The sequence below is a fragment of the Pseudomonas sp. RIT288 genome (genome assembly GCF_000631985.1).
GTDB lineage: Bacteria > Pseudomonadota > Gammaproteobacteria > Pseudomonadales > Pseudomonadaceae > Aquipseudomonas.
This window is the reverse complement of the sequence record NZ_JFYN01000015.1, coordinates 1-18,584: the sequence shown is the minus strand read 5'-3', so window position 1 is coordinate 18,584 and position 18,584 is coordinate 1. Positions and strand designations below refer to the sequence as shown.

Sequence of the window (18,584 nt, the reverse complement as noted above, 5' to 3'; positions counted from 1 at the left end):
TGCGGGTGTAGCCCTCGGCCATGTGCGAAGCGCCTTCGACGTGGCGAGCGAGGACGTGATCGATGCCACCGACTTTCTGCAGGGCGGAGTACAGCGGGTTGATCGCAGCACCTGGAATGCCAAAAGCGGTATCAACCCCTTCACGGCGCATCACCAGAACGGCGGCTTCGATTGCTCTCATTTTTGCCATGATGTAATCCTTGGGTAAACCCAATATCTTTGTAGAGGATTACAGTTTGAATTAGCCTTTACAGGTGATGAACCCCTAAATAATGCTTTCTGTCGATATGATAGGTATCGAATGGCCCGTTACACAGAACTCCACAGTTTCATTCAGATTGCCCAGAAAGGCAGCTTTGCAGCGGCAGCAATAAGTGAGGGTGTGACGCCTGCCATGCTGGGACGGCGGCTGGACTCCCTTGAGAAACGTCTGGGTGTGAAGTTGATGCATCGTTCCACCCGCGGGCTGCGCTTGACCGAATTGGGTGAACAATTGCTTGAGAGGGCGAGGTCGTTGATACGGGAATTCGATGATATTGAGGCAGACATCAGCAGCAGTGCGAAACGGGTTACCGGAAACCTGCTTTTGTCCGCTCCTGCTGGGTTTGGACGTTTGCACGTCGCGCCGCATGCTTTGGCATTTCACCGACAGTTCCCACACCTGAAGCTGTCTTTCAATCTCACCGACAGTCTGGTGGATCTGGTGGGAGAAGGATATGACATGAGCATTCGGATCGGTCCGGTGACAGATCCAAACTATGTCGCCATCAAATTGTTTTCCAATCGGCGGGTCGTGTGCGGGACGCCTGCCTACTTCGAAGAGCATGGAACGCCGACAACACTAGAGCAGTTGGCTGAGCACAATTGTCTGGCATTCACTTCTCAAGGCGGCCAGCAGCGGGGATGGACCTTTCAGCAAGACGGTAAGCCTGTTGCGGTGCGCGTCGGCGGGAATCTAGCCTGCAACGATGGAGAACTACTGTTTGCGTGGATGCGCCAAGGAGTCGGAATTGGCTGGCGATCGACATGGGAAATTCGCAAAGAACTCCTTAGCGGGGAGCTTGTGACGGTACTCGATGATTTCGCCCTTCCTGACTACGACATCCAGGCCGTATATCCGCAGCAGCGATATCTACCTGCCAAGGTTCGACATTTTATTGATTATTTAAAGGCCGTTTATCAGCAGCCTGGCTATTGGTAGCGGTTTGGGCTTTGCACGAAGGTGATTTTTCACGTTCGTCAGTGACAATTTTCCTCGTTGAGGCTGGATCCTGCCGCGCTATCCAGTCAGGGAAACATGCTGATAGATTTTTATGATCAGATTCAATCTGCAATAAGAATTTGACGTTATCGGTGCCGAGAGCAACGATTGCTCTCAGCGCGATGAGCACGCTCCACACGATGTCAGAGGGAACCTGGATAAACCGTTCAAAAAAGATAAAAGGAAGAACGGACATTCAGAGTTGTGTGCACTAAGCCGAGTATCCATACAACAAAAAAGTGGCGTATAGCCGATCGTAATATTTGAATCTGTCTATTACGTAAGTTGCACGCATACAATTTCGAGGAGAAAGGAAATGGCAGTAAGTTTAGAGGCTGAAAGCGTGGCGAGTGTCAAAACCGCACCGATCAAGCTGTCAGGGAATATGGGTGCGCTCAGTTTGGCCATGACGGTTCTGGCATTTTCGGCGCCTTTGACGACAGTGGCAGGGTATATTCCTGTTTCCTTGATGTTCGGTGGAATCGCATCACCGCTGTTATTTATAATCGTCGGCATCATGATGTTGTTGTTCGGTACCGGTTACGTGACGTTGAACAACGCGGTCAAGCGCCCTGGTGACTTCTACGCCTTCATCAGTTATGGCTTGGGTAAGTCGGCGGGTCTGGGCTCCGGCATTGCCGCCGCCTTGTCCTATTTTATGCTTCTGGCAGGCGTGACCTCCTACTTCGGCGTTTCCTGTGCCGAGCTGCAAAAAAGCCTTATGGGAACTGCTTTGCCCTGGTACGTGTTTACCTTGGGGTGCTGGGCTGCTGTGGGCATCCTGGGCTATCTGCATGTGGAGCTGTCGGCAAAAGTGCTTTTCTGGGTCATGTTGACCGAAATTGTTATTTGTCTCGCGTTTGCTTTTGGTGTGCTTCATGCCGGAGGAAATGGAGAGCTGGCGGCCAGTGCTCCGTTCACGCCGGGTGAGTTGACGAAAGATGGTGTGAACATTCCCTTCGGAATGTTGTTTGCGGTCTCCTTCTTTATGGGGTTTGAAGCAACAGCGTTGTTCCGTGACGAATGCAAGAACCCGGATGTCACCATTCCTCGCGCCACTTACGGCTCAATCATCTTCATCGGGATTCTTTATACGCTATGCGCGTATGCGATGATCATGGCTTACGGTCACACAGCACAGGCTGTGGCAACCGACAGTCCTGCCACCATGTTTCCCAATGCCTTTGGTCTTTTTGTCGATAACCGGCTCCAGGTAATCATCACTATTTTGGTGCTGAGTTCGGCATTTGCTGCAAGTCTCTCCACGCACAACGTCCTGTCGCGTTACCTGTTTAACTTGGGAACAGACGGTGCTATCCCACGCTTTTTCAGTAACATTCACACTCGGCACTCGTCCCCGTTTGCGGCGTCTATGGCGGTCTCGCTGATGGTCCTGGTCATTCTGATTCCATTCATCGTCATGAATGTACGGCCAGAGTTTCTGTATGGGCAGCTTTCGGGATTAGGTACCTCTGGGATCATCATTCTGATGACCATCGTCAACCTGTCGGCACTGACTTGGTACGTACGTCGCGGCAAGCAAGAGGGTGCAAATTTCTTCAAGGCATTCTTGGCGCCGGCAATCTCCACTGTGTTTTTTGTCGCCCTGGTCGGACTGGTAACCTACCACTTCGACTTGCTGGTTGGCGGCGAGCCGGGCGAGCGGCGCTGGATGTTGTACTGCCTTGTTGGAGTGCTGCTTGCCGGCATGGCGCTGGCTCAGTTCTACAAGTTCAACCGTCCAGAAGTGTTCGCGCGATTGGGTCGCGCTCATCATAACTAGAGTGAAAAAAACGCTGAAACAAGAAACGGGGCCAAGGCCCCGTTTCTTATTGTCTGCCCGTCAGATGCGCCAGTAATCAGCGGCGACTTTCTGCGCGAGCTGGGCGACGATACGGTTCAGCGGCATATCAGGGCGCTCAATGAAGCTTGCGGTAAATGACATGACCGGCATTTCGTGCGGCGTGTTGATAATTTCGAGTTTGCCACTGGCAAGTTCTCCGATAACGACGTGTTGAGGAATGGCAGCGATTCCAATACCGTCGAGTGTCATGCGCACGATGGACGAGAGCGAGGAGTTGGCGAAAATTTTTGCTCGGTGCAGATTCTCTCGTTCAAACATTTCTTTGAGTTGCCAATAAGGCCGGGTGATACGCGCGAACGTAATGATCGGAAATTCAGCCAGTGTTGCCAGGCTGGGATTGTCGGAGCCAATGTCCAGCTCTGTGGATTTGATCCAGGAGATCGGGTATTGGCACAGCGGCAGGTTTTCAGCGTTGCCTATGTTTACCGGCCCCATCAACAGCGCCACGTCGAGGCTGAAGTCTGCCAGACCGGCCGTCATGTTGGTTGTGCTGTCCACCACCACTTCCAACGTTATTTCTGGATACTCGCGGTTCAAATGTTTGAGCAGGTCAGAAAGCCAAGTGTGCACGATGGTGTCAGATGCCCCCAGGCTCACTGTGCCTCTAAGTCCTCTATGACCGGCAACTGCCTCGATCATTTCGCTTTCAAGGGCAAACATCCGTTCCGCGTAGGTGAGCAATTCCCGACCTTGAGGGGTGAGAAAGCACCCGCGTTTGTCTCGCTCCAGAAGCCGGCATTTCAGTTGACGCTCAAGCTGTGCGATACGCGCTGATACCGCTGGCTGGGAGGTATGAAGTTTCTCCGCCGCTTTATGGAATCCTCCTTGTTGAGCGACCGCATAAAACGTCTGAAGGCTTCTGAAATCGATCATTCATTGTCTCTCTATCAACGGGTTATCCGCTTGTTATCTTGCCAAGTGGCGTCTTGGGCAGGTTACCGCAGTTAACTAAATGGCGAAGCCTTTTTCAAAGTCTCCCACGCTCGCGGAATCCCGAGTGATTCGATAAGCGGACGTTATCTGAACCAATCCAGAATCACAATTGGACGTTATCAGTCCTGCGCGCGACGATGGGATCACAAGATTTGCTTCACACCGCGCCCATGGGGAGCTCTCGTCGAGAGTCGAGTGTGGCCAGCAGCTCTATTTGCTACTTACAACAAATCCGAAAGCAAAGATTCGAATGAGGAGAAGTGGAATGTTCTCGCAACATTTACCCCGTGAACGGTTGCTTGAGGCCTACCGGGCCATGCAGACCATCCGCGTTTTCGAAGAGCGCATCATGATCGAGATGGCGACCGGTGATATCCCCGGCAACACCCACCTGTATGCCGGTCAAGAGGCAAGCGCTGTGGGTGTATGCATGCACCTTTCCGACGAGGACTATATCTCCTCCACCCACCGTGGCCACGGGCACTGCATTGCAAAAGGCGTTGGCATCGACGGCATGATGGCGGAAATCTTCGGCAAGGCTACTGGTACCTGTGGTGGCAAGGGCGGTTCGCAACATATTGCCGATTTGCGCAAAGGCATGCTCGGCGCCAACGGTATCGTTGCGGGCGGTGCACCCATTACCTGTGGTGCGGCGCTGACAGCCAAGCTCAGTGGCAGCAAACATGTTGCAATCGCATTCGCCGGTGACGGTGCAATGAACGAAGGCGCCATGGCCGAAAGCCTCAATCTGGCAAAAATCTGGATGCTCCCGATTGTTTTCGTTATCGAGGACAACGGCTTTGGTGAGGCGACCGCAAACGAATTCGTATCGGCAGGGACATTCACTGGGCGTGCGGCAGGTTACGGTATCCCTGCCACTGAAGTAGATGGCACCGATGTGTTCAAAGTCTATTCCGCTGCAGGGGAGGCGATTGAGCGTGCCCGTAATGGTGGCGGTCCGACCCTGCTTCATGTCCACGTTCCACGTTACTACGGCCACTACAGTGGTGATCCGGACAGTTACCGTACCCCCGAAGAAAAGAAAGCCATGCGCCTTGAACAGGATTGCCTGACCAAGTTCCGTGCGGCCGTAGAGTCAGAGTTGCTCCAGGATGCGCTGAAGACGGTTGATGAAGAGATTGAGCGCGCGGTGAATGAAGCTGTTTCAACTGCCCGTGCCGCGCCGTTCCCTCCACTTTCGGCACTCACCTCTGACGTCTACGTCAAGTACCAGTAAGGAGAATCGTAATGGCAAAAATTTCTTATCGTCAGGCGCTCAACGATGCTCTCCATCTGGAAATGGCGCGTGATCCAAAAGTGATCATGATGGGCGAAGACCTCACTGGCGGTGCCGGGGCCAACGGTGTCAAGGATGCCTGGGGCGGACCATTCGGGGTAACGCGCGGTCTGCTCGGCGCATTTGGCCCGGAGCGGGTACGTGACACGCCGATCAGTGAAACCGCTTTTGTCGGTGCGGCCGCCGGTGCTGCGTTGACAGGCATGCGGCCGATTGCCGAACTGATGTTTGTGGACTTTGCCGGGGTTTGCCTCGATCAAATCGTCAATCAGATCGCGAAGTTTCGATACATGTTCGGCGGCCATGCACGTACGCCTCTTGTGATTCGTGCAACCTTTGGCGCCGGCACCCGTTCTGCTGCGCAACACACCCAGGCCTTCTATCCGGTGTTCACCCACTTCCCCGGCTTGAAGGTGGTGATTCCGTCTAACCCCTACGATGCCAAAGGCCTGTTGCTGCAAGCGATCCGTGATGATGACCCGGTCATCTTCCTGGAAAACAAGATGCTCTACGACACGGTCGGTGAGGTGCCGGATGGCGCCTACACCGTTCCGTTCGGCGAGGCGCGCATAGTACGTGATGGTAGTGACGTGCTGCTGATCGCCTTCGGCCGGATGGTCCAGGTGGCTGAAGAGGCCGCTCGCAAGCTTGCCTCCGAAGGCGTGTCCGCTTGCGTGATTGATCCACGCACGACCTCGCCACTGGATGAAGACACTTTGCTGGAGTTCACCGAGGAGATCGGTCGGGTTGTCATCATCGATGAGGCCAATCCGCGCTGCGGCATGGCATCCGATATCTCGGCGCTGCTGGCCGACAAATGTTTCCATGCCCTCAAGGCGCCGATCAAGATGGTAACGGCTCCTCACTGCCCGGTTCCGTATGCGCCGAACTTGGAAGATGCCTACGTGCCGAACGCTGACGCTGTGATCAAAGCTGTCAAATCCATCATTTAGAGGTTGGGTGTATGTCTATCGAAGCAATCACCATCCCCAAATGGGGAATGACCATGACCGAAGGGCTGCTGGCTGAATGGCTGGTTGCAGTCGGTGATCGGATCGAGCGCGGCCAGGAAGTCATGGAGGTCGAGTCGACTAAAACTACCAATGCGGTGGAGTCTCCCGTCAGCGGCATCGTACGCAGGATTGTGGTGCCTGAGGGTGATACTGCCGCAGTCGGTGCGCTGGTGGCCGTTGTTGCAGAGGCATCTACCTCTGACGAAGACATTGACGCTTTCATTGCTCAATTTGCCAGCGCGAACAAGCAGGAAAATGGTGAAGAGACGGGCGCAGTAGCATCCAGGAAAATTGACGTCGGTAACGGGAAAGTCGTCAACGCGTTGACCATCGGCCCGGAAAGCGACAGTACCGTTGTATTGCTGCATGGGTTTGGTGGCGATCTGTCCACCTGGATGTTCAACCAAGATGCATTCGCCAAGAATTTCCGCGTCGTGGTGCTGGATCTTCCAGGTCACGGAGCATCGACGCCTATCAGTGAAGGGAATGTACTGGTTGCCCTGACAGACGCGGTTGAGAAGGCTGTCGACAGCGTGGCCAACGGCAGGCTTCACCTGGTGGCACATTCCTTCGGTGGGGCTGTTGCCGCCGCCTTGGCTGAGCGCAAAGGCGAGGCTGTAGCGTCAATTACCCTGCTGGCTCCTGTCGGTTTGAGCGCAAGCATGAACAAGCAGTTCCTCGATGATTTCGTTGCCGCGGAACGCCGGCGTCCGCTGAAGGAAGTACTGGAGCGACTGTTTGCCGATCCGTCGACAATCAGCAACGACATGGTCGAGGCAACCTTGCAGTTCAAGCGGCTGGAAGGGGTTCCAGAGGCCCTTGGTGCAATCAAGGATTTGATTGCCAACGAGCAGGGACAAGTGCAGTCGATTACCGCAACGTTGCGTGAGTTCAAAGGACCGGTGCAACTAATCTGGGGCGAGAGCGATCAGGTTGTGCCAGTACCGACGCAATCGGAAGTTCCGCAAAACGTCACGCTTAATACGCTGCCGGGCGTTGGCCATATGCCTCAGATGGAGTCAACCACAGAGGTTAACCGTCTGGTTCTGGAAAACATTGCAAAAGCAAAGTAATGCTCACCTCTGACCTGGTGCCTGGACGTTAACAGGCACCTTCAGGAACGTTTAAATATAACTTTCGAATAGGCGAATAAAATGGCCAATCGTTTGAAGGGTAAGTGCGTCCTTTTGACAGGTGGAGTCGCCAATATCGGATTGGCAATTCTGGACTCTTTTATTGCTGAAGGTGCCAAAGTTGCAGTCGTTGATATTGACGAGGCGCGTGGCCTGGAAGTGCAAAAACGCTATCCGGACTCGGTGAGGTTTTTTCGTGCGGACTTGTCCCGGGAAAGCGAAATTCGTGAAGTAGTGAAAGAGGCTGCAGGTTGGCTTGGTGGTATCAACACTTTGTGCCTGAATGCGGGAATTCAGCTCTCCGGTAATGTTGAAGATTTTGCGGTGGAAGCCTGGGATAAAGTCTTTTCTATTAATGTACGGGCAAACTTTTTATTCATAAAAGAATCGCTGGCCTATTTGCGTGAAGCAAAGAAGTCGTCGGTAGTCCTTATGTCGTCGTTAGCAGGTAAACGCGGCGGCCCAGGCCTGAGCTGTTATTCGGCGTCGAAGGCGGCAACCATCGGTCTCACCAATTCGTTGGCCATTGAACTGGCTAAAGACGGCGTGCGGGTCAACGCGGTATGCCCAGGATGGATCGATACCCCGTTTAACCAGCCGATCATTGATTTCATGGGCGGTAAGGGCAAGCAGGACTCGGTCGTTCAATCCAACATTCCGCTGGGTCGTCAGGCGACGCCGGATGAGGTAGCGCCACTGTTTGTATATCTGGCCTCCGACGAATCCTCTTATGTCACAGCACAGGCAATCAACGTGTGTGGCGGCGCTTACAACTGATGTGAGGTAGGTGATCATGGCTAACAGACTTACGCATGAGGCAGCACTCCTTGGTTTGGCTGCCGGTGTACGCAAAGCGAAAGAACTCAATCAGCGCTCGACGCTCTCCATCGTCGACGATGGTGGTCACCTGGTTGCATCGGTTCGTGTGGACGATGCTGCATTTGGCACCATTGAAATTGCACACAACAAAGCCTACACCGCCGCCGCATTTCGGCAGTCCACCGCGGCCTGGATGGACGCGGTACAGCCAGGCGCGGCTCTGTACGGGCTTGAACGCTCATGTGCCCGTCCGTTCGTAGTGTTCGGCGGTGGTTTTCCAGTCTTTGACGGCAACTCAGTCATCGGCGGGGTGGGTGTTTCCGGCGGTCCTGTCGAGGCCGATGAAGCGATTGCGAATGCCATCGTCTCGACACTCCAAGAACAATAAATTTGCGTACCTTGATACTGCCGAGCAGGTGACTGTCGATGGAACCGATTAAAACGATGCAAGCGAAGTCTGCGCAAGAAGTGCGGCAGATGATCCGTGACGGACTGCTGCGCGCTCCAACCAGTGGTTACGCTGACGGGTACATGCAGGCAAACCTGATGATCCTGCCGGCTGAATACGCTGCGGACTTCAAAGGCTTTTGCGACAAAAACCCGAAAAGCTGCCCGCTGGTGGCCATGGGTAAACCGGGCGATCCGTCATTACCGTTGGCGGGCAACATCGACATCAGGACTGATGTGGCTCGCTACCGCGTGTACCGAGAGGGTGTTCATATCGATACGGTGGACAACCTGCTGGACATCTGGAGAGACGACTTCGTCATCTTCGCGCTCGGTTGTTCCTTCTCGTTCGAAAACGCGATCCTGAATGCCGGCATCGAGATCAGGCACATCACGGCCAGGCGCAACGTGCCCATGTACAAAACGAACTTGCCAACGGTGCAGAACGGGCCGTTCAAAGGGAACATGGTTGTTTCCATGCGGGCCTTCAGCCCGAACGACCTGGTTCAGGCGATCGTACTGTCAGAGCGTTATCCGCTCGCACATGGCGCTCCAGTGCATATTGGCAACCCTGAAGAAATCGGCATTAAGGACGTCTACAACCCTGACTTCGGCGACGCGCCGGTGATTCGCGAAGGCGACATTCTGGGGTTCTGGGCGTGCGGCGTTACTCCGCAAATGGCTATTCAACAGGCCAATGTGGACATCGCCATTACCCACGAGCCTGGTTATATGTTGGTGACCGACCTGCCTGCTGATGCCAATGAGTTGTCGGTGGCCTGATACGCAGGCACCCGGATTAATCGAAGTTGAGAGTCAAGGAGGCTGAATGTCTGAGCATGTCGTAAAGGTGGAGTGGCACGCCGTGGCGCATTCCGTCAAACCGGAAACCTACAGTCGCGACTTGGTGGTGCACATCAGCCCGGACGTGAAGATCCCGGCCTCGGCTGCTGTGGAATACCTGGGAGCGGCAGAGAAGGCCGATCCCGAGCAACTGTTGGTCAGTGCACTCGCCAGTTGCCATATGTTGTATTTCCTGGCGCTTGCCGAAGGGCAGGGGTATGTGGTCAGCACGTACACCGACAACGCGGTGGGTGTGGTCAGCAAACGCGATGAAGGCGGTTTCTGGGTATCGGAAATCATCCTCAATCCGCAGGTCGGGTTCAGCTCTGAAAAACAACCTGATGCCCAAGCGCTTGAGCGACTGCATCACCGTGCACACAAGGGATGTTTTATTGCCAACTCGATCAAGACCAAGGTTTCGGTACGAGTCGGTTGAACGTCGATTGCTACTAACAATGTAAAGAGGTGACACATGAGTAATAAATTGGTTGTGGTTGCAACAGTTACCGCCCAACCGGGTAAAGAAGTCGAGCTCAAGGCTGCATTGCAGACGCTGGTACCGGTCGCCAAGACCGAGCAGGGATTTGTGCAATATGACCTGCATGTCTCCAACGACAATGCCGGCGAATTTCTGTTCTACGAAATCTGGGACGATGAGGCGGCGTTGCAACTGCACTCGAGCAGTGATTTCTCGAAGGCCTTCGGTGAAAAGTATGGCCAGTTGATCAAGGCGTCGACCCTGACAAAATTCACGCGTGTTTCGTAAGTTGTAGCGAATGGTTGCCCGCGTTCTACGACTAACGTTGAGATAAAAACAATATGGCTAGTATCGACCTCAACAGCGACCTCGGTGAAAGCTTTGGCCCGTGGGCGATGGGTGACGACTCAGCAATGCTGGATCTGGTCTCCAGTGCCAACATCGCCTGCGGATTCCACGCCGGAGACCCCGCAGGCATCTTGTCTGTGATCGAGGAGGCAGTGCGTCGCGGTGTGGTCATTGGGGCTCATGTGGGCTACCGCGATCTCGTTGGCTTCGGTCGTCGGGCAATGGAGCCTTCCAGTGCCGAGTTGATTGGGGATGTGATCTACCAGATTGGCGCGCTTCAAGGTTTGGCCAAGGCCGCGGGCACTTCCATCCATTACGTAAAACCCCATGGCGCCCTGTACAACACGATCGCCAACGACGTCCGGCAGGCGTCGGATGTGATTGCAGCGATCAAGGCGGTCGATCCCGACCTTACATTGCTGGCCCTGGCAGGGGCTCCGATTGTTCAACAGGCACGCCAGGCAGGGCTTCGTGTAGTGTGCGAGGCGTTCGCCGACCGGGCTTATAACGCCGACGGTTCGTTGGTGAGCCGGCGCCTTGCAGGTGCTGTAATTCATGATCCCGAGCTCATTGCAAAACGTATGTTGCGACTCGTCAACGAGCGTGTCATCGAATCGATTGAAGGTTTGGAAATCTCCATTGAGGCTGATTCGATCTGCATCCACGGTGACAACGCGACGTCTGTAGCGACTGCCCGTGCATTGAAAGAAGCGCTGATCGCCAATGACGTGCAGATCACCAGCTTTATCCCCGGAGTGACCGGAGGTGCCCGTGAGTAATTCCTTGCAGTTCCGGCGCGCTGGAAGCAACGGGCTACTGATTGAACTGCCAGACCTGGACGCCACCGTTGCCCTGTTCGAGACCATCGCAGGCGCAGCGTTCGACGGGATAGAGGAGGTCATCCCGGGGGCACGGACTTTACTGGTGCAATTCAACTCCCTGGTTGTGAGCAATGACGAACTGGTCAGGCTGATTGGCGGCCTGGAGTCGGGCCGTCGCGCACAGTCTTCAGGGCAGTTGATCGAGATTCCGGTTGTTTACGATGGCGAGGATCTGGAGTTTGTGGCTGCGCACCTCGGTTGGTCAGTTGATCAACTGATTAGCCGCCATCGCGCGGCCACGTTTACCGTCGCATTCACTGGGTTCGCGCCGGGCTTTGCTTATATGACCTGCGATGATCCGCAGCTGGATGTACCGCGCCGGCAAAGTCCTCGAGTGCGCATTCCTGCCGGCTCGGTCGCGATAGCGGGGCCGTTCTGTGGTGTTTACCCCACGGACAGTCCGGGTGGTTGGCAACTGCTTGGCACTACGCCTTCAACGATGTGGGATTTGACTCGCGAGCGTGCCGCGCTGCTGGCGCCGGGTGACCGGGTGCGCTTTCGTGAAATCAGCAAGAAAGACAGCATTCTTGCAAAGGCTTCGGTGCCGCCTTCCTTCGTGCAACCAGTCGCAGGATCCGGCGGTTTGCGGGTTATTTCCACTGACCGGCCGGCCTTGTATCAAGACGCCGGGCGCCATGGCTGCAGCAATCAGGGCGTCTCCGGATCGGGCGCCGCCGACCATGCTGCCTTGCGTGCTGCGAATGAATTGCTAGGCAATCAGGTTGATTGGGCTGCGGTCGAAATCACCTATGGCGGATTCGTACTGGAGGCTGGCGAGCCTGTGACCTGCGCGGTGACTGGGGCGGGCGCGCCCGTTCGTATTGAGTCGGCACAGGGGCATATCGTTGAGGTGCCTACCGGGGTCGCGTTTGCGCTTGATGCCGGTGACATCCTGAAGTTGGGCGTACCGCTGTCAGGCGTGCGTAGTTACCTGGCCATACGTGGCGGGTTTGAAGTAGAGAAAGTGTTGGGATCGGCTTCCACCGACACGTTAGCGAAATTGGGGCCTGCACCCCTCAAGGCGGGTGATGTCCTGCTGCCGGCCAATAAGGCCTGTGCCTCGATTTACCCGTATTCGCTGGCCGGCCCTTCGCTGCCTCGTGGCGGCGACCTTATTACCATCGACGTGGTGATGGGGCCGCGGACTGACTGGTTTACCCCAGAGTCCGTTCTGGCTTTCTTCAGCCAGTCCTGGACGGCAACCACCGAATCAAGTCGCGTGGGTGTGCGCCTTCAGGGCGCCCATGCGCTGCTACGTGCTCGCCAGGATGAACTGCCTTCTGAAGGTACCTGTGTCGGGTCGATCCAGGTGCCAGCCAGCGGCCAACCCGTGTTGTTCCTCGCAGATCACCCGCTTACGGGGGGGTATCCGGTGATCGCCGTGGTTGCTTCGCATCATCTGAGTCTGGCTGCGCAGGTCCCTATTGGCTGCAAGATCCGCTTCAACCCAATAGTGGATTTCCAGGTTAACGCTAAGGAAAAGAATAATGAAAAAGTTGTTGATCGCTAACCGTGGTGAAATTGCCATTCGCATCATGCGTGCCGCGCGTGATTATGGCATCGAGTCGGTGGCCATCTATTCCGATGCGGATGCTGAGTCTCTGCACGTCCAGCTCGCACAAGAGGCCTATGGCCTCGGACCGGGCAAGCCTGCCGACACCTACCTTAATATTTCGAAAATCATCGACGTCGCCAAGCGCGCCGGTGCGGATGCTATTCACCCGGGTTATGGCTTCCTTTCCGAGCGCGCCGAGTTTGCTCAGGCCGTTATCGATGCGGGACTGATATGGGTCGGGCCTACGCCTTCGGTGATCAAGGCACTGGGTGACAAGGTAGAAGCCCGACGCATTGCTCAGGCAGTCGGTGCACCCTTGGTCAAAGGTACGCCAGGTCCATTGGCGAATGCCGCCGAGGCTATAGCGTTCGCCAGGGAAGCGGGTTTGCCTTTGGCGATTAAAGCCGCGTTTGGCGGCGGCGGTCGCGGAATGAAAGTCGCGTACAAGCTGGAGGAGGTGGGTGACCTGTTCACCTCGGCGGTGCGCGAAGCCATTGAGGCATTCGGTCGCGGCGAATGTTACGCCGAGCAGTTTCTTGAGCGACCGCGGCATATTGAAGCGCAGGTCATCGCCGACCAGCACGGCAACATCGTGGTCTTGGGGACGCGCGATTGTTCGCTGCAGCGCCGCAACCAGAAGCTGGTGGAAGAGGCGCCCGCTCCGTTTATCACAGCTGACCAGAGTTGCCGGATTCATGAGGCTGCCCAGGCAATCTGTGCCTATGCAGGCTACACCGGGGCCGGTACGGTCGAGTTTCTGCTGTCGCAGAACGGCACAATCTCGTTTCTGGAAGTGAACACCCGGCTGCAGGTTGAACACCCTGTCACCGAAGAAACCACCGGCGTGGACATCGTTGTTGAGCAACTGCGCATCGCTGACGGCTTGCCGTTATCAATGACTAAGGCGCCGGAACTGCGTGGCCACGCTCTTGAGTTTCGTATCAACGCTGAAGATCCGGGTAGGGGGTTCCTGCCGACGCCAGGGCGAATCAATGTGTTCCGTGCTCCGTCGGGACCCGGCGTGCGCATCGAATCCGGGGTGGAGGCGGGCTCCGTCATTCCGGGCCTTTACGACTCGATGATGGCGAAACTGATTATCACGGGCGCCACCCGCGAGCAGGCAATCACTCGCGCACGCCGTGCGCTGAAGGAATTCACTATCGAGGGCGTGGCGTCGGTACTGCCATTCCACCGGGCGGTATTGGAAGAAGCCTGTTTCAACGGCGATGCCGAGTTCGGCGTTTACACCAACTGGATTGAAACCGAGTTCAAGGGTGTCCCCACCAATACGCGCATTGAACCCGTGAACTCCGGCTTGCATCGGTGTTTCATCGAGATAGATGGCAAGCGCCATGAGTTAGGTATTCCACTGTCATTGTTCAACGGAGCCGCTGAATCTGCTTCGTCGAATACGGCGCCGGCCTCCAGCAGTGAAGGCGGTGTCACCGCGCCGATTCCAGGCACTTTGCAACAGTGGCTGGTTAAAGACGGTGAGCCTATTAAAAAGGGCGATGGGGTTGCACTGATTGAAGCGATGAAAATGGAAACATTGGTTGTCGCAGCGTGTGATGGCGTGATTACACAAAAAGTTTCGGCGGGAACGATGGTTTCAATAGGCCAGCTTCTGGCGGAAATTGTTCTCCCTAAAGAGAGATAACCAGTTTTGTATGGTTTTGCTCTGCAATTGCTGTTGAGGTCCTGGGAAGTACTTAGATAAAAATCTTGTTAACAGCCAATGCAGGCTGAGGGAGTGTTGATCGTGAAAAAATACAATGTAGCGCTTATCGGCACCGGATTCATGGGTAAAGCGCACTCAATCGCGACCGCTGTGGTTCCAATTCTGTTTGGTGCACCTGTAGAGATCGAGCGCAAAATTATCGTCGATATCGATGAAGAGTTGGCCCGTGATGCTGCAAAGCAATATGGTTTTGCGGAATACACCACCGATTGGCGCGATGTAATTAATCGCCCCGATGTCGACATCGTCGATATCTGTACGCCTAACGATACTCACGCTGAAATCGCCATTGCTGCTGCATTGGCCGGCAAGCATGTGATGTGCGAAAAGCCGATGGCCATGACCGTCGCCGACGCCGAAAAAATGCAAGCGGCTGCGCAGAAGACCGGTGTGGTGACCATGGTTTCCTATAACTATCGTCATACTCCGGCCATCCAGATGGCCAAGAAACTGATTGATGAAGGCCGCATCGGCAAAATCCTGAGCTTCCGTGGTTACTACCTCCAGGATTGGGGTGCAGACCCATCAACGCCTCTGTCGTGGCGCTTCAACAAGGCCAAGGCGGGTTCGGGCACTCTTGGCGATATCGGTACCCATGTGATCGACGCAGCACGCTTGCTGGTGGGGGAATTCGCTTCTGTAAACTCCATCGTGAAGACCTTCATTGCTGAGCGTCCATTGCCTGCAGGTCGTTTCTTTGGTCCGGCCGGTCAAGCTTCTTCCGAGAAAGGCCAGGTGGATGTCGATGACGCCGCGCTGACCATGATTCATTTTACTAATGGTGTCTACGGCACCATCGAAGTGACCCGGAATGCCTGGGGCCATCACAACCAGCTGGGCTTCGAGATCCATGGTACCAAGGGCTCGATCGCATTCGATTACCAGCGCTTGAATGAACTGCGCGTGGCGTTCGCTGATGATCCGGCTGACACCTTCGGCTTCCGTACCATCTATTCCGGTCCGCATCAGCCGTTTGGCGACAAGCTGTGGCCGGTGGCAGGCATGGGCCAGGGCTACATCGATGTGAAATCCATCGAGTGGTACAACTTCCTCAAAGCCATTGCGGAAAAAGCGCCTGCATCGCCTAACTTCGACGATGGTTTGCAGATCGAACGCATCGCCGAAGCGATCTTGAACTCGGGCGTGAGTGGCAACTGGGAAGAGATCGAACAACCGGCCGTGTAAGGCTGCGCCGAAAATGGGTGTGAGTATTCACACCCATTTTTCAATATCTAACGATGCATATAAAAGTTTCCCTGGAGACTGAATAATGAGCGTTGCAGTTGGATTGGTGGGTGCAGGTGTGATGGGAAGCGAACACGCGAGGATCCTGCGAGAGGACACCCCGGGTGCGACACTCGCGGGTGTATGTGATGCCGATCCTCGAAGGGCCGCTATGGCGGCTTGCGGCTCGCCGGTCTATTCCGATCCACTGGAGATGATTCGCTCCAATAATATTGATGCAGTATTGATCGCCTCGCCTGATGCTACTCATGCGGAGTTAGTCATGGCCTGTTTGGAGGCGGGCAAGCCTGTGTTGTGCGAAAAGCCTTTGGCAGCGACCGCGAAGCAGGCATTAGCTATCGTTGAACTGGAAATGTCCAAGGCCCGGCGTCTGGTGCAAGTTGGCTATATGCGCAGGTTCGACCTGGCCTATCAGTTGCTCAAGGAAAGTTTTGATAGTGGTGAAATTGGAAAACCGCGAATTGTCCACAATGTTCACCGCAACCCGGTGGCCCCAGAGTGGATGACAGGTTCCATGTCCATTACTAATGCCTTTGTCCATGAGATAGACATCACACGCTGGCTGTTGAATACCGAACTTACTACGGTAAGGGTCACCTCGATGCAAAACGGGGATCCACTGGTAATCGAAGTGTGTACAAGTGATGACGTCGTCATCACAAACGAAATCAACATGAATTGCCGGTATGGCTATCACGTTCATGCAGAGATTGTAGGTGAGGACGGCGTTGCCTCCCTGCCATCAATGCCCTCAAGAGTTGTACATAAAACAGGGCAGCAGATTTTGCCCTATCCCACTTATTGGGTTCCACGGTTTGTCGAGGCCTACAAAGCTCAGACCAAGGCGTGGATAAAGACGATTCAGACTGGCGAGTCCAACGAAGGCGCCAGTGCCTGGGACGGTTACATCACCACGGCAGTGGCCGAACAGATTATTGAAGGGGACAAGGACTCCAAAATTCACCTGTGTTTGCCCCCGTGTCCTTCATTTTATTCGTAAAAGTGCTGCTGTGTGGCCTGTTGTTTTATTCATGCTGCGCGCCGTTGCTTGGGCTATTTCGTGGCAATCGATCATCAGAAATAACGAGAGGCGAAGATGATTAGGTATGCCGTGGTAGGGCTGGGTTGGATATCGAAAAAAGCATTTCTGCCGGCGGTGGCGTTGACCGGTAATTCTGTTGTTACGGCACTCGTAACTGGAAAAATAGAGAAGTCCAGACAGATCGCGGCGCAATATGGCATCGAGACGGTGATCCCGTATGAAGATTTTGACGCGCTGGTTAGCGGTGATCTGATTGATGCTGTTTACATTGCCGTGCCTAACCCGTTGCACGCCGCGTTCGCGATCAGCGCCTTGAAACATGGCAAGCACGTTATGGTTGAAAAACCGATGGCTACATCACTGCCAGATGCCGAGGCCATGATTAGGGCTTCGCAACAGTCCGGCAAATTACTAATGACCAGCTACCGTCTGCACCACGACATTGGCACTGTCGAAGCACTCAAGTCGATACGTTCGGGCGCTATTGGTGAGCCCCGATTTTTCTCCGCGACTTTCAGTTTTCAGTCCGATGCGGATAACCATCGCTTAAACCTGGAGCATTGGGGAGGGCCGCTTCAGGATATCGGCATCTATTGCATCAATGCGGCGCGTCACGTATTTGCGGCAGAGCCAGTTGAAGTTCAGGCCATCGCTTGTCGGGATGAAAGCGATCCTCGTTTCTTGGAAATATCCGATTCGATCGCAGTGACGATGCGCTTTCCAGGTAATCGCTTGGCGCAATTCTGTTGCAGTTTTGCTGCACACCCTATCGACACCTATCGAGTCGTAGGTACGAAGGGCGTGTTAAGCATGGAGCCAGGGTTCCGCTTCGAAACACCGATGACCATGAAAACAGAGACCTCGACAGGCTTTAAGCGAATCGAGTTTCCGCATTTCGACCATTTTGCAGGACAGATCGCTTATTTCTCCGGATGCATTGCGGATGGGACCAGGCCAATAGACGACGGAGAAGAGGGGCTGGCGGATCTCAGGGTTCTGTTGGCCATTGAACGTTCTGTTTCAACTGGCTTGTCTGTCTCTCTGGAACCTCTGAATTATCGGCATGGCCCTGGCACCGCTTCGGTTCGGATGATCGAGTCTGGACCCGCTGCTTTAGAGTTCTGAAAAAGCCGAAACACTACCCATGTTGTCCTTCCATAACATTGACGGAGTAACTTTCTTGCACATTGGTGTTCCTTTAGAAACGTATCTTGGGGAGGCTAGAGTTGCTGCAACTCCGGAAACCATCAAGAAGCTGATCAGCCAGGGTCATAAGGTCACTGTACAAAGCGGCGCTGGCGTTAATGCCAGTGTGGTCGACAGTGCTTATGAAGCGGCGGGCGCAACCATTGGCAGTGCCAACGATGCGTTCGGTGCCGAGCTGATTCTCAAAGTGGTCGCCCCCAGCGATGCCGAACTGGCGCTGATCAAGCGCGGCACGGTGCTGGTGGGCATGCTCAACCCGTTCAATAACCAAACCATCGCCAAAATGGCCGAGTGCGGAATTACCGCGTTCGCCCTAGAAGCGGCGCCGCGCACCTCTCGGGCGCAGAGTCTCGATGTGTTGTCGTCGCAGGCAAACATTGCCGGCTACAAGGCGGTGTTGCTGGCCGCGCACTACTATCCGCGCTTCATGCCGATGCTGATGACCGCTGCGGGCACCGTGAAAGCGGCGCGCGTGCTGATT

At 55.0% G+C, this 18,584-nt stretch carries 18 protein-coding genes and 1 pseudogene; 17 read left to right on the top strand and 2 right to left on the bottom strand.

Going from position 1 to position 18,584, the window contains the following annotated elements:
• Positions 1 to 190, bottom strand: a 190-nt coding sequence (locus BW33_RS15770; RefSeq protein WP_047599938.1) for a thiamine pyrophosphate-binding protein, incomplete at its 3' end; no start/stop codon positions are given.
• 111 nt (positions 191 to 301) lie between these two features.
• Here BW33_RS15770 and BW33_RS15765 point away from each other — a divergent pair.
• Positions 302 to 1,201, top strand: coding sequence for a LysR family transcriptional regulator (locus tag BW33_RS15765; RefSeq protein WP_047599937.1), 900 nt, complete (start codon positions 302 to 304; stop codon positions 1,199 to 1,201).
• 376 nt (positions 1,202 to 1,577) lie between these two features.
• Positions 1,578 to 3,044, top strand: a complete 1,467-nt coding sequence (locus tag BW33_RS15760; protein ID WP_052032726.1) for an APC family permease — start codon at positions 1,578 to 1,580, stop codon at positions 3,042 to 3,044.
• Between the two features lie 60 nt (positions 3,045 to 3,104).
• On the opposite strand, the gene BW33_RS15755 is transcribed toward BW33_RS15760, so the two are convergent.
• On the bottom strand, positions 3,105 to 3,998 hold the full coding sequence (locus BW33_RS15755) for a LysR family transcriptional regulator (protein WP_047599936.1): 894 nt from the start codon (positions 3,996 to 3,998) through the stop codon (positions 3,105 to 3,107).
• Positions 3,999 to 4,323: 325 nt separating this feature from the next.
• Between BW33_RS15755 and BW33_RS15750 the strand changes: the two genes are divergently transcribed.
• The 15 genes and pseudogenes from BW33_RS15750 to BW33_RS15680 all read left to right on the top strand — a co-directional run.
• Positions 4,324 to 5,295, top strand: coding sequence for a thiamine pyrophosphate-dependent dehydrogenase E1 component subunit alpha (locus BW33_RS15750; protein ID WP_047599935.1), 972 nt, complete (start codon positions 4,324 to 4,326; stop codon positions 5,293 to 5,295).
• 11 nt (positions 5,296 to 5,306) lie between these two features.
• The gene (locus tag BW33_RS15745) at positions 5,307 to 6,308 is read left to right on the top strand and encodes an alpha-ketoacid dehydrogenase subunit beta (protein WP_047599934.1); all 1,002 of its coding nucleotides are present in this window, start codon (positions 5,307 to 5,309) and stop codon (positions 6,306 to 6,308) included.
• Between the two features lie 11 nt (positions 6,309 to 6,319).
• Positions 6,320 to 7,441, top strand: a complete 1,122-nt coding sequence (locus BW33_RS15740) for an acetoin dehydrogenase dihydrolipoyllysine-residue acetyltransferase subunit (protein ID WP_047599933.1) — start codon at positions 6,320 to 6,322, stop codon at positions 7,439 to 7,441.
• A gap of 81 nt (positions 7,442 to 7,522) precedes the next feature.
• Complete coding sequence (locus tag BW33_RS15735) at positions 7,523 to 8,278, top strand: SDR family NAD(P)-dependent oxidoreductase (RefSeq protein ID WP_047599932.1); 756 nt, start codon at positions 7,523 to 7,525, stop codon at positions 8,276 to 8,278.
• Between the two features lie 16 nt (positions 8,279 to 8,294).
• Complete coding sequence (locus tag BW33_RS15730) at positions 8,295 to 8,708, top strand: GlcG/HbpS family heme-binding protein (RefSeq protein ID WP_047599931.1); 414 nt, start codon at positions 8,295 to 8,297, stop codon at positions 8,706 to 8,708.
• Between the two features lie 38 nt (positions 8,709 to 8,746).
• Complete coding sequence (locus BW33_RS15725) at positions 8,747 to 9,550, top strand: putative hydro-lyase (RefSeq protein ID WP_201771628.1); 804 nt, start codon at positions 8,747 to 8,749, stop codon at positions 9,548 to 9,550.
• A 46-nt stretch (positions 9,551 to 9,596) separates the two neighbouring features.
• The gene (locus BW33_RS15720; protein WP_047599930.1) at positions 9,597 to 10,046 is read left to right on the top strand and encodes an OsmC family protein; all 450 of its coding nucleotides are present in this window, start codon (positions 9,597 to 9,599) and stop codon (positions 10,044 to 10,046) included.
• 36 nt (positions 10,047 to 10,082) lie between these two features.
• On the top strand, positions 10,083 to 10,376 hold the full coding sequence (locus tag BW33_RS15715) for a putative quinol monooxygenase (protein ID WP_047599929.1): 294 nt from the start codon (positions 10,083 to 10,085) through the stop codon (positions 10,374 to 10,376).
• Between the two features lie 53 nt (positions 10,377 to 10,429).
• Complete coding sequence (locus tag BW33_RS15710) at positions 10,430 to 11,215, top strand: LamB/YcsF family protein (protein ID WP_047599928.1); 786 nt, start codon at positions 10,430 to 10,432, stop codon at positions 11,213 to 11,215.
• The gene (locus BW33_RS15705) at positions 11,208 to 12,827 is read left to right on the top strand and encodes an urea amidolyase family protein (RefSeq protein ID WP_047599927.1); all 1,620 of its coding nucleotides are present in this window, start codon (positions 11,208 to 11,210) and stop codon (positions 12,825 to 12,827) included. Before BW33_RS15710 ends, BW33_RS15705 begins: the two co-directional genes overlap by 8 nt.
• Positions 12,805 to 14,529, top strand: a complete 1,725-nt coding sequence (locus BW33_RS15700) for an acetyl/propionyl/methylcrotonyl-CoA carboxylase subunit alpha (RefSeq protein ID WP_047599926.1) — start codon at positions 12,805 to 12,807, stop codon at positions 14,527 to 14,529. The genes BW33_RS15705 and BW33_RS15700 overlap by 23 nt, the downstream gene beginning before the upstream one ends.
• Positions 14,530 to 14,631: 102 nt before the next feature.
• On the top strand, positions 14,632 to 15,795 hold the full coding sequence (locus BW33_RS15695) for a Gfo/Idh/MocA family protein (protein WP_047599940.1): 1,164 nt from the start codon (positions 14,632 to 14,634) through the stop codon (positions 15,793 to 15,795).
• 85 nt (positions 15,796 to 15,880) lie between these two features.
• Entirely contained in the window at positions 15,881 to 16,855 is a 975-nt protein-coding gene (locus tag BW33_RS15690; RefSeq protein ID WP_047599925.1) for a Gfo/Idh/MocA family protein, read from the top strand.
• 96 nt (positions 16,856 to 16,951) lie between these two features.
• Positions 16,952 to 18,022, top strand: a complete 1,071-nt coding sequence (locus tag BW33_RS15685) for a Gfo/Idh/MocA family protein (RefSeq protein WP_047599924.1) — start codon at positions 16,952 to 16,954, stop codon at positions 18,020 to 18,022.
• 55 nt (positions 18,023 to 18,077) lie between these two features.
• Positions 18,078 to 18,584: pseudogene (locus tag BW33_RS15680) on the top strand (NAD(P)(+) transhydrogenase (Re/Si-specific) subunit alpha); the annotation flags it as partial.

What these genes read in the sequence shown, in the direction of transcription:
- BW33_RS15765 (WP_047599937.1), top strand. Translation starts at nt 302, where the DNA reads ATGGCCCGTTACACAGAACTCCACAGTTTCATTCAGATTGCCCAGAAA.
- BW33_RS15760 (WP_052032726.1), top strand. Translation starts at nt 1,578, where the DNA reads ATGGCAGTAAGTTTAGAGGCTGAAAGCGTGGCGAGTGTCAAAACCGCA.
- BW33_RS15755 (WP_047599936.1), bottom strand. Translation starts at nt 3,998, where the DNA reads ATGATCGATTTCAGAAGCCTTCAGACGTTTTATGCGGTCGCTCAACAA.
- BW33_RS15750 (WP_047599935.1), top strand. Translation starts at nt 4,324, where the DNA reads ATGTTCTCGCAACATTTACCCCGTGAACGGTTGCTTGAGGCCTACCGG.
- BW33_RS15745 (WP_047599934.1), top strand. Translation starts at nt 5,307, where the DNA reads ATGGCAAAAATTTCTTATCGTCAGGCGCTCAACGATGCTCTCCATCTG.
- BW33_RS15740 (WP_047599933.1), top strand. Translation starts at nt 6,320, where the DNA reads ATGTCTATCGAAGCAATCACCATCCCCAAATGGGGAATGACCATGACC.
- BW33_RS15735 (WP_047599932.1), top strand. Translation starts at nt 7,523, where the DNA reads ATGGCCAATCGTTTGAAGGGTAAGTGCGTCCTTTTGACAGGTGGAGTC.
- BW33_RS15730 (WP_047599931.1), top strand. Translation starts at nt 8,295, where the DNA reads ATGGCTAACAGACTTACGCATGAGGCAGCACTCCTTGGTTTGGCTGCC.
- BW33_RS15725 (WP_201771628.1), top strand. Translation starts at nt 8,747, where the DNA reads ATGGAACCGATTAAAACGATGCAAGCGAAGTCTGCGCAAGAAGTGCGG.
- BW33_RS15720 (WP_047599930.1), top strand. Translation starts at nt 9,597, where the DNA reads ATGTCTGAGCATGTCGTAAAGGTGGAGTGGCACGCCGTGGCGCATTCC.
- BW33_RS15715 (WP_047599929.1), top strand. Translation starts at nt 10,083, where the DNA reads ATGAGTAATAAATTGGTTGTGGTTGCAACAGTTACCGCCCAACCGGGT.
- BW33_RS15710 (WP_047599928.1), top strand. Translation starts at nt 10,430, where the DNA reads ATGGCTAGTATCGACCTCAACAGCGACCTCGGTGAAAGCTTTGGCCCG.
- BW33_RS15700 (WP_047599926.1), top strand. Translation starts at nt 12,805, where the DNA reads ATGAAAAAGTTGTTGATCGCTAACCGTGGTGAAATTGCCATTCGCATC.
- BW33_RS15690 (WP_047599925.1), top strand. Translation starts at nt 15,881, where the DNA reads ATGAGCGTTGCAGTTGGATTGGTGGGTGCAGGTGTGATGGGAAGCGAA.
- BW33_RS15685 (WP_047599924.1), top strand. Translation starts at nt 16,952, where the DNA reads ATGATTAGGTATGCCGTGGTAGGGCTGGGTTGGATATCGAAAAAAGCA.